The organism is Prevotella aurantiaca, assembly GCF_015262605.1.
GTDB classification, from domain to species: domain Bacteria; phylum Bacteroidota; class Bacteroidia; order Bacteroidales; family Bacteroidaceae; genus Prevotella; species Prevotella aurantiaca.
In genome coordinates this window covers 1-15,414 of record NZ_JABZSJ010000058.1, presented here as the reverse complement: position 1 = coordinate 15,414, position 15,414 = coordinate 1, and the positions used below count along the sequence as shown (strand labels likewise).

Annotated in this window: 10 protein-coding genes; 8 read left to right on the top strand and 2 right to left on the bottom strand. The window is 35.3% G+C overall.

Annotated elements, in window-relative coordinates; translation table 11 throughout:
- Nucleotides 1-279 precede the first annotated feature (279 nt).
- The 6 genes from HXN26_RS09250 (at nt 280) to HXN26_RS09225 (ending at nt 9,528) form a co-directional block, all read left to right on the top strand.
- On the top strand, nt 280-2,895 hold the full coding sequence (locus tag HXN26_RS09250) for a hypothetical protein (protein WP_273160854.1): 2,616 nt from the start codon (nt 280-282) through the stop codon (nt 2,893-2,895).
- Nucleotides 2,896-2,909: 14 nt separating this feature from the next.
- Entirely contained in the window at nt 2,910-3,791 is an 882-nt protein-coding gene (locus tag HXN26_RS09245; protein WP_273160850.1) for a GLPGLI family protein, read from the top strand.
- Nucleotides 3,792-3,916: 125 nt separating this feature from the next.
- Nucleotides 3,917-6,229: an outer membrane beta-barrel protein gene (locus tag HXN26_RS09240; RefSeq protein ID WP_273160848.1), complete on the top strand. Its 2,313-nt coding sequence runs from the start codon at nt 3,917-3,919 to the stop codon at nt 6,227-6,229.
- A gap of 19 nt (nt 6,230-6,248) precedes the next feature.
- Nucleotides 6,249-8,459 (top strand): peptidase domain-containing ABC transporter, encoded by a 2,211-nt coding sequence (locus tag HXN26_RS09235; RefSeq protein ID WP_273160846.1) that lies wholly within the window; start codon nt 6,249-6,251, stop codon nt 8,457-8,459.
- A 1-nt stretch (nt 8,460) separates the two neighbouring features.
- Nucleotides 8,461-8,937, top strand: coding sequence for a hypothetical protein (locus HXN26_RS09230; protein WP_273160844.1), 477 nt, complete (start codon nt 8,461-8,463; stop codon nt 8,935-8,937).
- Nucleotides 8,938-9,318: 381 nt separating this feature from the next.
- Nucleotides 9,319-9,528, top strand: a complete 210-nt coding sequence (locus HXN26_RS09225) for a hypothetical protein (protein WP_273160842.1) — start codon at nt 9,319-9,321, stop codon at nt 9,526-9,528.
- 251 nt (nt 9,529-9,779) lie between these two features.
- Here HXN26_RS09225 and HXN26_RS09220 read toward each other — a convergent pair whose 3' ends face one another.
- Nucleotides 9,780-10,592, bottom strand: a complete 813-nt coding sequence (locus HXN26_RS09220; RefSeq protein WP_420541277.1) for a hypothetical protein — start codon at nt 10,590-10,592, stop codon at nt 9,780-9,782.
- A 9-nt stretch (nt 10,593-10,601) separates the two neighbouring features.
- On the bottom strand, nt 10,602-12,878 hold the full coding sequence (gene rnr / locus HXN26_RS09215) for a ribonuclease R (protein ID WP_273160839.1): 2,277 nt from the start codon (nt 12,876-12,878) through the stop codon (nt 10,602-10,604).
- 75 nt (nt 12,879-12,953) lie between these two features.
- On the opposite strand from rnr, the gene HXN26_RS09210 reads away from it, so the two are divergent.
- Nucleotides 12,954-13,964, top strand: a complete 1,011-nt coding sequence (locus HXN26_RS09210) for an NAD-dependent epimerase/dehydratase family protein (protein WP_273160837.1) — start codon at nt 12,954-12,956, stop codon at nt 13,962-13,964.
- 28 nt (nt 13,965-13,992) lie between these two features.
- Nucleotides 13,993-14,967 carry a phosphatase PAP2 family protein gene (locus HXN26_RS09205; RefSeq protein ID WP_273160836.1) on the top strand — a complete coding sequence of 325 codons (975 nt, stop codon included), beginning with the start codon at nt 13,993-13,995 and terminating at the stop codon, nt 14,965-14,967.
- Nucleotides 14,968-15,414 lie beyond the last annotated feature (447 nt).

The window sequence follows — 15,414 nt, the reverse complement described above, 5'->3', positions numbered from 1 at the left end:
GTAGTAAATAAAAGCGTTCCGTGAGCTTTCAGCCTACCAAATGTCCATTACGCCTCTTATTATTATTTTGAACATAACCAGCATTTGACACTTTTAATATAAGAAAACAAGAGAGAATAAGGACAAAAGAAAGATAAAGTGGAAAATATTTTGGATAAATTTGGACGTAACGTTTTTTTCTTTTACATTTGTAGCAACTTTAGTTCATAGTGTATTTCTCTATTTTTTTATATAGAGTTTCCTACATTAACTTATAAATAATTGTAACTTCGCTAATTGATGAAACTCATTGCTATCATATTGTTCTATTTGTGCTTGTGTACCATCTGTGATGCACAAGTTAAATTTATAGGTAGCGTAAAATTACATAATGGAAGTCCTGTTGAAAATGCCATTATTATAGCTAAAATTCCATCAGAAAAAGGAGAACGTATTGTTGCCAATACAAGAACCGATGAACAAGGACACTATGCTTTTACACTTTCAAATAGCAGTCCGCAAATTGTTTTATATATTTCCAACTTCAATATCAAACCCATTCGAAAGGAAATAGCCAATATTTCTCAAACTTTAGACTTTGTTGCAGAATCGCAAAGCATAGAATTAGAGGAAGTATATGTAAAACCGACGATTATAAATGCCAAAGGCGATACGCTGACTTATCATCTTTCTCATTTTAGAGATAAAAATGACAGAAAGCTCCGAGAAACCTTAGAACGTTTACCAGGAATTACCATAAACGATGCAGGAAGAGTATTATATAATGGTAGGGAAATTACAGAATTTCAGATAGAAGGGGGCAATCTTTTTGAAGGAAAATATTCTATAGCACTTGAACGTATAGACCCAAAAGATATTATTGCAGTAGACATAATGCAACACCATCAGCCCATACGTGCTTTGCAGGGTAGCCGTATTACAGATGATGTAGCACTTAATGTGAAACTTTCTCCAAATTCAAAAAACACTTTGACTGGAAAAATGGAAGTTGGTGGTGGTTATAGAGAAGGCAATAAAGATAATTTAGCTTATACCGCACGATTATATGGAGGTTTATTTAATGCCAAACATCAAATTTTTGTCACTGCTTCGGCAAATAATAGCGGCGAACAATTAAGAGATATTTATGCCGTGCCTTTAACCTCGCTATCCAGTAATTTACTTTCTTCTCCCACACCACAAAGTGGTATGCTCAACAAGAATGATTATATGACAAATAAGAGTGAGGCGTTGTCAATAAACGGACTATACAATAAAACTCCTGATTCCAAATGGAATTATGCAATAATAGCAATGAACGAAAATACCGAAGGGTGCGCAAGTATGGAATATACTTATCATATTAACCAACAAGAGAAAACGCATAAACGAAGTTTTGAATTTGGAAATAATTACCGAAATATAGATTTCCTTCTTAAATACGAACAAAATAAATCGCGATATTTTTTTATGAACAAATTGGTTGGAACTTGTAATAGAGAGTTGCCATTCGTACAACAACTTATACAAACTACACAACTTAACGAAAGTCTCAACCAAAGAGAATTTGCACTTGATAATAAATTAAGGTTAATATACAAATGGAACGAAGTAAATGGACTGGATACGCAGTTCAACTTACAATTTACCAATAGTCGTGAACTGCTCTTTTTAGCACAAGAAGCGAGAATCAACTCTTTGCCACAGCCCACAGCACGGCAAGAAGTAAAGCAAAAATTCTATTACGCAGAACTGCGACAAGAGATGCTTTCTACAATCAGACTTGGCAATTGTACATTCGACCCTTATTGGTTTGGCATTGCTGATAAAAATATGCTATCTACTGCATTGTATTCTTCAGGTTTATTTTCTCCAGAAAGTAGTTTTGCTTTAAGTGACGATATGCATTATAACCGTGCGAAAGCCGGAATAGGTTTATCGTTTCAGTCGGCTATGGCACATTTTCGAATCTATGGATATATTCCGTTAGTTTATTCACATATCTCCGTATACTCTCCTTATATCACCCCCAAAAAACATTCACTACATATCCTTCCGAATTTAACGATAGAACGCTCTTTGTTATCTCATATTTCGCTGCAATTACAATGGTCTAGAGAGGTTCACGACAATAAACCAGAAGATTTTTTGCAAGCTTTTATTATCCGTAACAGCTACGAGCAGACTCGTGCAAATATAAACGATATAACTTCAACAAATAATCATTATCTTTCAGCAAAAATCAATTATGCCAACGCTTTCAAATTACTCTTTGGTAATTTACGCATAAATTATAATTATCTGAACAGCGATATGATGACAAATAAAGTGATAAAGGATAACCACATAGCACTTTATCTTATTCCACTGAATTTTAATACCTATTCATTGAGTTTAAGTGGCGAGTTATCGAAAGCTTTTTATTGGAAGAAAACAAACGTGGGTTTGAAAGTAAGTCATACACGGTTTTCTTCTTCACAAATGCTAAATGATATTAGTTATCCCTTTCAGATCAATGAAAGTAGCTTCTCTCTGAAGGGAGGTATTACGCCTGTAAAAGGTTTGCTCACCGAAATTCAGATGTTTATCAACCGAAGCTGCATGTCAGAACCCACCAATAAAAATACCGACATTGTTACAACTCGTGCAATGTTAATAGGGAAGATAATGGCAACGTTCAGAAAATGGAGTATTTCCTGCAACACCTTATATTCGCAGCAAGACCATACACATACTTTTCTCGCAAATGCGAAATTGTATTATAAGACAAAATTAGTTGAATGGAGTTTAAACCTTCGTAATCTGTTCAATGCACAACAACTGAATATAGTTTCGGTTAATGCACAAGAGCAGCAGCGCAACACATTCTTTCTTGTGCCACGCAGTATGATTCTTTCATTAAAGTTCAACCTATAAACTTATTAGATAATATGAAACCTTCTTTTAGAAACCTTGTACGTAGAGGAATTCTATTTCTTTTCCTAATTGGTTTGTCAGAAACCTCCTTCTCACAAGCATTTGTGTTTGGCAATTCTCCTTCGTTTACGGAATTAAACATGAAAAATAAAAAAACGCTTGATACAGTACTCTTAGAAGTGCGTTACCAATTCACATGGACTTATGCTAACAATTCGCAGCCACATACAGAACAACGAACTTTATTAATTGGGCGCAACCATATCTATTCACGTAACGAAGCACTCTATCAAAATGATTCTGTAGCAACATCACTCATTGCTAAAGGTGCAAAAGGAGTACCGCTCTATTCTAACCCTACTATTCCATACGAAGTTTGGACAAATATACAAGCAAAGACAGTAGAAATAGGTTATCGAGTACCTTTCGACAATATAATTATATCGTTTATCCAACCAGCCAATGAATTACAATGGAGTTTCTTCGAAGATGAAAAACAAAAAATTTTAGGTTATGTTTGCTCAAAAGCAACAACAACCTATCGTGGCAAAAACGTAGTTGCATGGTTTTCTGAAGAACTTCCATACGATGCTGGTCCTTATTGTTTTATGGGATTACCTGGATTGATTATGAAAATTGAATTAGAAGGCGCAAGTTGGCAAGCAATAGGAATTAGAAAAGGTAGAAATTACGAACAAATTTATACATTTGCACGTCCGCAGCAAAAAATGACACGCGAAAAAGCCATTAGTTTTCTTACCAACCTTTACAACGATCCTGTAGCAACTTATAGTGCACTTGGTGTAGAATGTAGTTCTACTGAAAAGCCAGACCAAGTACTTACTTCGGGAAGTATTAAGTGGGAAATACCTAATTTAATGAAAATGGAGCGATGAGCTTCTATATATTTAATTTAATATTTTTTGATTATGAAAAAACAAATATAAAGGAGGAAAATTTAACCTGTGTCAATGCCTTTTAAAAGCACCAGGTATGAGAAATAAAATGCTAGAGAAATACTATGATCATATTACAAAATAAAATTATAATCATATTATTAGTCCTTTTGGGGACTTCGGGAGTGTGTTTTGCTCAATCCAATTCTTCACTATCTGGAAAAGTCATTGACGATAAAGGAAATACTTTATCTGGAGCATATATAGATATGTTTTTATCATCAGAGACCTCAGAACCCATTGCGACTGTTATATCTGATAGTCTTGGCGAGTTTCATTTATCTACAGAAAAGAAAATTAAACTTATTAGAGCACAGTATATTGGATATGACAAGGTGCTACTGAAAGCTCCTTTTGCAGATTCATTAATTATTAAAATGGAATCTATGCCTTTGGAACTAAAGGAAGTAGCGATTACAGGAAAAATTCCGACTAAAATAACACCTAACGGAATTAAGTTTACTCCCACTCAAATGCAAAGACAATTGCCTAATATTAGTCATTATATTTCACAATTGCCTTTTGTTGAAAAATCTGGTGATAGTTTTGTTGTCGTTGGTAAAGGAAGAGCTGTCTTCTACATTAATAATCGACGAATAGAAGATTTGAAAGAGCTGAAGGAACTAAAAATGAATGAACTTCAATCGGTAGAAGTAATTCCTAATCCAGGAATAATGTACGATTCTGATATTAAAGCTGTAATAAAAATCAAAACAAAAAAGAAGCAGACTGGAATGGGCTTTGAACTAACCAGTGGTATTATTCACAGTGAACGTACTGAATTATGGAATCAAGGAAATTTCTCGTACAATACTCCTACTCTTTGTTTACAAACTTCATTGGTTTATGATTACGATCCAACATTTGCACACCTTGAGATTGAACAACTAATGAGAAAAGAGCATACTTCATCAGTTTATTACAATAGTACGGAAAAACAAATATTTAGAAATCTACAGTTTCGTAATAGCTTAATATATACGCCTAATAAAAATAATAGCTTTGGAGTCTCTATGAGTTATGGACATTCCAATTGGACTACAGATGTAGATAATGGATTACATTACACTGATAATATAAATAATGTGGAATATGGACAAAAATCACATTCAACAAGTCCAAATCATAAGTGGGTAGGGAACTTGTTTTACAATTATTCTAATAAAAAAATAGAGTTCTTTTTCAATACAGATATTTACAGAGGAATTGGTTCAAGGAATATGACTTCAATTAGTTCCAATCATACAGTAGAACCAGATGTTGATACACGTTCGGAAGATAGTAACTTCCTTTGTTATTTCCAAGCATTAGGGAGCTATAATATTTCTGAATTTATTAAATTTCAAATAGGTGCAGACTATGCTCATACATCTGTTTTACAAGCATATAATGTTAATAGTGCTCATGCTGTTTTAAAACCATTTGACATTAAAACTTACCAACATCGTTATGCTGAGTATGCTTCTTTGAATTATGCTATTACTAACTTTGCCTTTTCTTTGGGACTTCGACACGAAACATTGTCTATAAATAGAGAAGATGATGTAAAGAAAGGACGTAACAAACTCTTTTCAATTTCAAAACTATATCCGTCAGCATCTGTAACTATGACAAAGGGAGCTTTTCAATCTCAACTATCTTATTCTTTGAAAACAGAATATCCCACGTATAACCAGTTATGTGCAGGGTTGAGTTATAGTTCTCCTTATCTGTATGAAAGTGGTAATCCTGATTTGTGTCCAGAAACACGACATGAATTATCCTTTCTTGGGAAGTTTTTGAATAGCTCACTGATGCTCAATTATACGGCGATTCGTGATGAAATTATTCAGGTTCCTACGCTTTATTCTGATAATATAATGTTATATAGACCAGAAAACACAGGAATAAACAAATATCTTTCATTGTCGGTTGGGCAGCAAATAAATTGGGGAGATATTATAGAAAGTTCATTAAAAGTGAGCTATCATTCTCAATGGTTGAATGTTGCAGGTTTTACAAAAAAGAGAGGTGACGGTTATATTTTTAGTGCAAACAATGCAATCAACATAAATAAAAATATTCAATGTTTTGTAAATGGTTCCTATCAAAGTGCAAGCGAAAATGGATTATTCAAAATCCCACAGGCATGGAATGTGGATTTGGCATTAAATTTATCTTTTCTATCAGATCGTCTCAACATCTATCTTGAATGTACAGATATTTTTTCAACTCTACATGCAAAACGAGGTTGTTACGGAAACAATATCTCTATGGATTATAATAGAAACTATCAAACTCGTACATTCACAATACAGGTTTCATATAACTTACCTAACATTATCAATGGTAAGAGATATAAAGGTAATACAACTAATAGTGAAATTCAGCGTCTTTAAAAACTTATTGCAGATACGAATGAAGATAATCAGACAACGTAATGCAATGGATTGTGGTCCATCTTGTTTGGCAATGATTGCAGAACATTATGGAAGAACAGTACAACAAGAGCTGTTACATCATTATTGTTCGCTTGGTAAAAATGGTGTTTCTCTTCTTGGTATTAGTAAAGCAGCAGAGAACATTGGATTCAAAACAGTTGGAGGTCGATTGAGTTTCGATATTCTTGCCAACGAGCTTCCTTTCCCTTGCATTGTTCATTGGAATCAGAATCACTTTGTGGTTGTCTATAATATAAAGAAGCGCAAAGGAAATCAATATGAAGTTTATGTTGCAGATCCTGGAAAAGGACTTGTAACCTACACAAAAGAAGAGTTCTGCGAACATTGGGTAAGTACTAAGACCAATGGTGAAGAAAAAGGTATTGCCCTGTTACTTGAACCAACTGAACAATTTTATGCACAAAATGAAATAGAAACAGTACCAACTCAAAATCGATTGAGGTTTCTTTGGAACTATCTTAAGAAGTATAAGCGTTTCTTTACTCAACTAATATTGGGGTTATTGCTCGGTTCGCTCCTGCAACTTGTATTTCCTTTCCTTACTCAAGCAATTGTTGATACAGGTATTGGAGGAAAGGACATTGGTTTCGTATGGCTGGTTTTATTGGCTCAAATGATGCTTCTTTTCAGTCGAACAGCCATTGATTTTATCCGCTCAAAAATTCTCCTCCATATTTCTACACGTATCAATATCTCACTTATCTCAGATTTCTTCATTAAACTGATGAAGTTGCCAATGAAGTTCTTCGATACCAAACTGATGGGCGACCTGTTGCAACGCATTGAAGACCACCAACGTGTGGAGCAGTTCCTCACATCAAGTAGTCTGAATTTGCTTTTCTCTTTCTTTACTTTCCTTGTTTTTGGAGTAGTTCTTGCTTTCTATAATCTCGGCATCTTTGCCGTCTTCCTCATCGGCACAATCCTATACGCAAGTTGGATAATCCTGTTTCTTAATAAACGTAGACAATTAGATTATAAATACTTTGAGCAGGCTGGACGTAATCGTAACATTACCTACCAACTCATAGGCGGTATGCAGGAAATAAAGTTGCAGGGATGCGAGCAGCGCAAGCGTTGGGAATGGGAAGATGTGCAAGCCGATCTGTTTAAAGTTAACCTGCAATCCCTTAACTTGCAGCAGATACAGCAAGCAGGAAGCATTACCATAAACGAAGTAAAAAATATTTTAATTACCGTTCTCGCTGCCACAGCCGTAATACACGGAAACATAACTCTCGGTATGATGCTGGCAGTGCAATACATCATCGGGCAACTTAATAGTCCTGTAGAGCAACTCATACAATTCATCTATTCTTGGCAAGATGTAAGCATCAGCCTTGACCGAATGAACGAAATACATACCCAAATTAACGAGGAGAATACGACACGTACACGAAATTCCTATACAGACAATACCACCAATGGACATTCTATTTACATTAAAGACCTTTCCTTTAAATACGACATATATAGTCCGAAATATATTCTCTCCGACATCAATCTCTCCATTCCTAATGGAAAAGTAACGGCAATCGTTGGGGCGAGCGGAAGTGGAAAGACCACGCTTGTAAAACTTCTTTTAGGATTCTATGAGCCATTAAGCGGAAATATCCAGATAGGCAAAGCTAATCTGAATGAATACAATCTCGGTTGGTGGCGGAACCAATGTGGAACCGTGATGCAAGAGGGGTATCTATTCTCAGACACCATTGCAAGAAATATTGCAATTTCGGACGATGAACCCGACATAGAGCGTATTCGCCATGCTGCACGTGTAGCAAATATTGCAGAATACATTGAAGCTCTGCCATTGGCTTATAATACAATGATAGGACAGGACGGACAAGGAATAAGTCAAGGGCAGCGACAACGCATATTGATAGCAAGAGTAGTATATAAAAACCCAATGTTTGTATTTTTGGACGAAGCAACTAATGCCCTTGATGCTAACAACGAGCGAACTATCACTGAGAAACTGACAGATTTCTATAAAGGAAAAACAGTGATTGTGGTAGCTCATCGTCTTTCTACTGTCCGTAATGCCGACCAAATTGTGGTATTAGATGAAGGAAAGATTGTAGAAGTGGGCACACACGAAGAACTGACGTCCAAACGTGGTAAATACTTTGCCTTAGTGAAGAATCAATTAGAACTTGGTAACTAATATGGAAGAAGAGAAGAAACAAGAACGCAGTTATGAACTTCGTAGCGAAAAAGTACGCAGCATCGTGGGGCAAATACCCTCTTCACTTATTCGCTACGGCATCACCGCCATTGGAGCTGTGTTGCTTTGTCTCTTTGTTGTGGGTTATTTCTTGCCCTACAAGCAGGCTTATTCAGGAACAGCAACCATTCATAGAATAACAAATACAGCAGCCGATAGTGTAGATATCGCTATTTTTGTCAAATTCGATAACAAACGTCCTGGCAATATAACTGAACAAATGCTCTGTCTGCAATTACCTAATGGTACATTTACTGGACAAATACAAAATCTTTCCTCAGTTCGTGATACTTTGGATCGTCAAGAAATCCTCTGTCGTTTCAAGTCATCAGAAATAAAATCGGTAGAAAACCAAACTTTAGACTTTCAAATAGTACACTCATCGGGCAATCTACTGCAAAAAATGCTTGGCAGATGATGGTAGATACATCAGATGCTTAGAAAAGCCTATAAAAAAAGTTGGTTACTTTCGTTTCAGATATCTATCAGGTTTGCCGTAGATTTCTATTATGTTCGTTTTAGATATCTGTCAGGTGCAAATTAGATATAATATCAAACTACAGCTTTTATAGCTCAATATTACAGTACCTAAAAGATATTTGTTCAGATGAAGATTATTATTTCCTTTTGAAGTATCTCCAACAATTTTTTGTGATCTAAAAAACAGACTGCAACTTACTCTTACGATAAAATATATTATAAAACTTGGCATCGCGTAAAAGACACTTCATATCCATACAACTATATCTATAAGGTTACTGAATGGTCAGAACCATATAAACATTCATCTACAAAAATAGTGCAAAACAAAGCCATAACACAAAAGAAAACACCGTTAAAACCCAAGCAAGTTCGTATTGCTGACCAACATAAAACCAAACAGACTGTTCCTAATAATGGTAAGAAGAAACAAAGCTCACCAAGTTTTAATAAAACGCGGAATAAGTCTGAGACACCCAAGAAGTTGAAATTAAAAGTGGCGGAAGATGGTTCAATACGATTAGAATAATCTTTAAAATCAAATATTTTTAATTGAAAGGGCGAGTAAAATTCGCCCTTTATTTTTGCAATAAATTCGATATAAAAAGGTGTTTGAAAAATTATTATTATAAAATTAGAAATTTATAATAATAAAATCCAAAATTTATAATTACAAAAATAAAATTTATAATTATAATTTTTGGATTTTATTATTACTGCTAAAAAATGCACAATTCTCCTCCCCTATTTTCAATATGAAAAGAGAGATTTTTTTAGGAACTAATATTCCACCATTTGTGCCCATGCCTGCACGATATTATCGTCTAATTGTGGCACTGAAGAAGGAATACTGAAGGTAAATGTACGATTTTTTTCTTTCTTTATACACTTCATTTCCTTTTCCGATATTATTGTACGGTCGGTGATAAACAAGTCAGACCATACATCTATTTGTTCGTCTACGTCTTCTCCACGATATCGTGCCATAAAAGTTTGGTGTTTACGCGCCGAATATAAATCTTTTAATGTATAGGTTCCTGCATGTTCTACGTAAGTTTCTTGTTCATCAAATTGCGTCATACGTGCTATGATACCATACATTTTTAGTTGGTTCATTTCAATTTCATGGTTTTCTTGTCCCATCAAATTATCCATGTTAATGGTTATTCCAGTAGTTGCTATTTTTTGATTAGGAAACTTATGCCTTGAAATTGTACCGCATTTGTCAGCCCACCGATAAATATCGCCATTGTTTCGAGTAGAATATTCGTCGCTTTTAATGCTCTCGATGAGTGGTACCGATTCTAAAGCTGGCATGTTTATGCGAACAAATGTTTCATCTCCATTAGCTTGTTTGGCTTTTCGTCGGCGTTCGCCAAGAAACTTTCGGTCTACGAAGGTTGCTTTCTTGGCAGTAGTATCGAGAGGGACATACATTTCTACCATACCATCAATGAAATAGCTAAGCATAAAATTGGTAGACTGATAGACGCGGTAGTAGCCTTTCAGTCGAAGATATTGCTGTTCTTGTGCCTGTATAGTAAGTGCTATGAGCAAACTAACGATAGCTATTCCAAATCGTTTTATCATCATGAATATTTTTTATTTGCGACGTTTTCTCGACTTTGTCTGTTTGCCCGATTTTACATTCTGAAGTGTTTTAGGTGTTACCTTATCCTGCTTGTCGGTAGCTAAAGTGAAGTCGAGTTGTTTCCGTTCTAAGTTTGCATTTGCAACTTGAATTCTTATAGGATCTCCCAACTGATATTTATGATGATGGCGTCGACCAACAAGACAATAATTTTTCTCGTCAAAATCATAATAATCGTCGTCCAAATCACGCATTGGTATCATGCCTTCGCAATGGTTTTCGTCAATTTCTGCATATATACCATAGCTTTGAATTCCACTAATGTGGGCATCGTAACATTCGCCAAGATGATCGCCCATAAATTCAACCATTTTATATTTAATGGAATCGCGCTCAGCATTTTGTGCCACTTGTTCCATGTCCGAACTGTGTTCGCAAAGTTCTTCTATATGGTCTTGGTTAGCCGAACGTCCTCCTTCTTCATATCGTGTTAGTAAACGATGCACCATTATATCAGGATAACGACGAATTGGCGATGTAAAATGAGTGTAATAATCAAAAGCGAGTCCGAAGTGTCCAATATTATGGGTGGTATATTTTGCCTTCATCATAGCACGTAAGGCAATAGTTTGAATAACTTTTTGTTCGCTTTTGCCTTCTACTTCGTCCATTAAGGAATTTAATGCACGTGCTGTTGCACCTTTAGTACCTGCAGATTTCAGTTTATAACCAAACTTTGCAGAGAACTGTCGCAGATTTTCAAATTTCTGTGGGTCGGGATTGTCATGAACACGATAAGGCAATGTCTTTGCTTTCTTACCACGTACTACCTTTCCTATATGTTCTGCAACATATTTATTGGCAAGCAACATAAACTCTTCTATAAGTTTATTGGCATCTTTCGAACGTTTGAAATAGCAGCTAATAGGTTTTCCATGCTCATCTATATCAAAATGTAGTTCTTCTGAATCGAATTTTACACTACCTTTCTTTATACGTTCTGTACGCAACCTTTTTGCTAAAGTATCGAGCATAATAAGACTTTCAGCATTTTCACCTTTATAGCCTTCTTTTCCTGGTGCGGGAGCTGGTTCTCCAGTTCCATCTACGACACCATTATCTTCTAATAACTGTTGTACTTCTTCATAAGCATAACGGCGATTACTTTTAATCACCGTATGTGCTATGTGGAAATGCTTTACTTCTGCGTTATCGTCTAATTGGAAGATGGCACTATACGCTAACTTTTCTTCATCTGGGCGGAGAGAACAAACAAAATTGCAGAGACGTTCTGGCAACATTGGAATAGTTCTATCTACAAGATAAACTGATGTTGCACGTTTTTGAGCCTCTTTATCAATTATATCTCCTTCTTTTACATAGTGAGAAACATCGGCAATATGTACACCAATCTCCCATAATCCGCTATCTAATTTACGAATAGAAAGTGCATCGTCGAAATCTTTTGCATCTTTAGGGTCAATAGTACAAGTCCAAATATCTCGGAAGTCTTCACGTTCTGCAATATCTTGCGGTGTAATTTCGGCATTTATCTTTTCTGCCGCTTCTTCTACTTTCTTTGGATACTTATAAGGCAAGCCATATTGTGCAAGGATTGTATTCATTTCTACATCATTATCACCAGCTTGTCCCAGAATATCTACTACTTCTCCTACAAGATTTTTATGATCGGCATCGGGCCATTTTGTTATTTTCACAACAGCTCTATCGTCAGTTTTTCCACCATTTAACGCTTTCTTTGGGATAAGAATATCGTGAACAAATAGATTTTCTTGTGTGATGAGGAAACCTATTTCTGGTTCTACTTGTAAACGTCCTACAAAAGTTTCTTTCTTTCTTTGCAGAATTTCGATAACCATAGCTTCTTTGATATGATTACGACGACGCGCAAAGATTTGTACTTTAACTTTGTCGCCATTTAGTGCCGACATAGAGTTGCGTTCTGATATAAAAACTGGAGTTCCGCCATCATCGGGAAGGAAAGAGTTTTTACCATTCGATTTCCTAATAAATACACCTTCTTGAACCTGTCCTTTAGTATTAAGCATATAAGCATGTTCGCCCACTTTTGCAAGATAATCGTCCCATGCCATTTCTTCCATAACATCGATGGCGAGCATTTTAAGTGGGTGGGTAGTTAATTTTAAGGCTTTAAAAATTTTCTTAAGACTAAAGGTTTCGTTTGGTTGTGTTTGGAAAAAACCTGTTATTTTTTCAGCAAGTTCTACTTTGGTCAATCGCTTTTTATTCTTTTTTTCCTTTCCCATTGTTAATTGCGCTTTGATTATATTTACAAAGTAACAAAAAAGTTCGTATCTTTGCAAGCGTTTCACAATATTTTAATGAAAAAAAGAATATTAATAACAGGGGCTTCGGGCTTTATAGGCTCGTTCATCGTTGAGGAAGCATTACGCAAAGATATGGAAGTTTGGGCGGCAATGCGTGCTACTTCGTCGCGAAAATATTTGCAAGACGAGCGTATTCACTTTATAGAACTTGATTTTTCGTCGGAAGAACGACTTACAGAACAGTTGCGTCCATTCTGTTTCGACTATATAGTTCATGCAGCTGGTGCTACAAAATGTACGAAAAGAGACGATTTTTTCCGCATAAACACACAAGGAACGCAGCATTTTGCAAATGCAATTTTATCGCTGAATATGCCTGTTGAACGTTTTATTTTCGTTTCAAGTCTCAGCGTTTATGGTGCTATTCACGAGCAACTTCCCTACAAAGACATTGAGGAAAACGATACTCCACGCCCAAATACAGCTTATGGAGAGAGTAAACTACAGGCTGAAAAGGTTTTGGCAAATAGTTCTTATAACGGAAAGACATTGCCTTACGTTATTCTTCGCCCTACAGGTGTGTACGGACCAAGGGAAAAAGATTATTTCCTTATGGCAAAATCGATAAAGGGACATACTGATTTCTCAGTGGGTTTTCAGCGTCAAGACATTACATTTGTATATGTAAAAGACCTTGTTCAAGCTGTTTTCCTGGCTATTGATAAGGGAAAAACAGGAAGAGCATATTTCCTAACCGACGGAAAAGTATATCAAAGTACCACTTTCAGCAATCTTATCCATGCAGAATTGGGTAAACCCTGGTGGATTAGAATAAAGGCTCCTATTGCCTTTTTACGCATTGTAACTTTCTTTGGCGATATCTTTGGACGTGTTACTGGTAAACTTTCACCACTGAACAACGATAAATATCAAATATTAAAACAACGAAATTGGCGTTGTAATATACAACCAACCATCGACGAACTTGGTTATCGTCCAGAATATGACTTAGAACGAGGTGTGAAAGAAACAATGGATTGGTACAAAGAAAATAATTGGATTTAAAAAAAGGATAACTGATATAAAAAACAAAATGGTAAAATTCATACTCGACCTCTTCCAAATAGAGAAAAAACCTCTAAAAGGATTGATGGCAATAGAATGGGCTGCGGCAGCCTATATGGCATTCACGTTCATACTAATAGTGTTTTTTTACACTAAAATAGAAGCACTCGAAGCAATGATTTACGGACGAATGCGCATCATTGCTATGACAGTTGCATTATGGTTAGTATATCGCATCTTTCCTTGTCGCTTTACTCGTCTTACAAGAGTAGCTGCACAACTTGGATTATTAGCATGGTGGTATCCTGATACTTTCGAGTTCAATAGACTATTGCCTAATCTCGACCATTTATTTGCACAATGGGAACAAAATATATTTGGTTGCCAGCCAGCTCTATTGTTCTCTAAAGAATTACCCGATGCTATTTTCAGCGAGTTATTCGATATGGGTTATGCAGCCTATTATCCTATGATTGCATTAACGGTATTCTACTATTTTATATGTCGATATCAGGAATTCGAACGTGTTGCTTTCATCATGTTGGCATCGTTTTTTATCTATTATGTGATTTTTATCTTTATTCCTGTAGCAGGTCCTACATTCTATTATAAAGCAGTAGGAATGGAAAAGATAGTAGCAGGAATATTTCCTAATATACACGACTACTTCAATTTTCATCAAGATTGTTTGCCAAGTCCTGGATATACCGATGGTTTTTTCTATCATTTAGTAGAAGATGCCAAGGCAGCTGGCGAACGTCCTACAGCAGCTTTTCCAAGTTCTCACGTTGGAATTAGCACTATTTGTATGTTCTTAATAGCACATGCGCGTAATTATAAACTACTTGCTATACTTGCTCCGCTCTATTTTTTACTTTGTTGTGCAACAGTTTATATTCAAGCTCACTATCTTGTAGATGCTATCGCAGGTGTTATTTCGGCTATTTTAGTTTACCTTCCACTCTTCTATTTCTCAAAAAGAATGGTAAAGAAAGGACGTTAAAAACATTGTGTATTAATGTGTAATTTGCTAAAGTATTAATATGTATCTTTGCAAATGAATAATAAATTATTCAACTTAATCAAATAGAAAAAGATGAAGCTATTAAATAAAAAACTAAATAGAATGCAATGGATAAATAAAGGAATACTATTTTTCATTCTTTTATTTGCTTTAGAACCTATATTAAGTTCGTCTAATATATATTGGTATCTTTTGGCAGTATCAGCAAGTATAGTCCTTTTAATTTTCATTGGCTTTATATTAGGTATATTCTTAAAAAAGATACCAATAAAGAATAATCTTATAAACGAAGGGAAAATATCTTATGGATATCTTTTAGCTTCATTGTTAGGGTTAGTTATATACTATATATATAAAGGTGAACTACTAAATTTTTGGGCTATATGACAAAAATGTGCTTAAAATCCTTGTAACTACCTAATAATC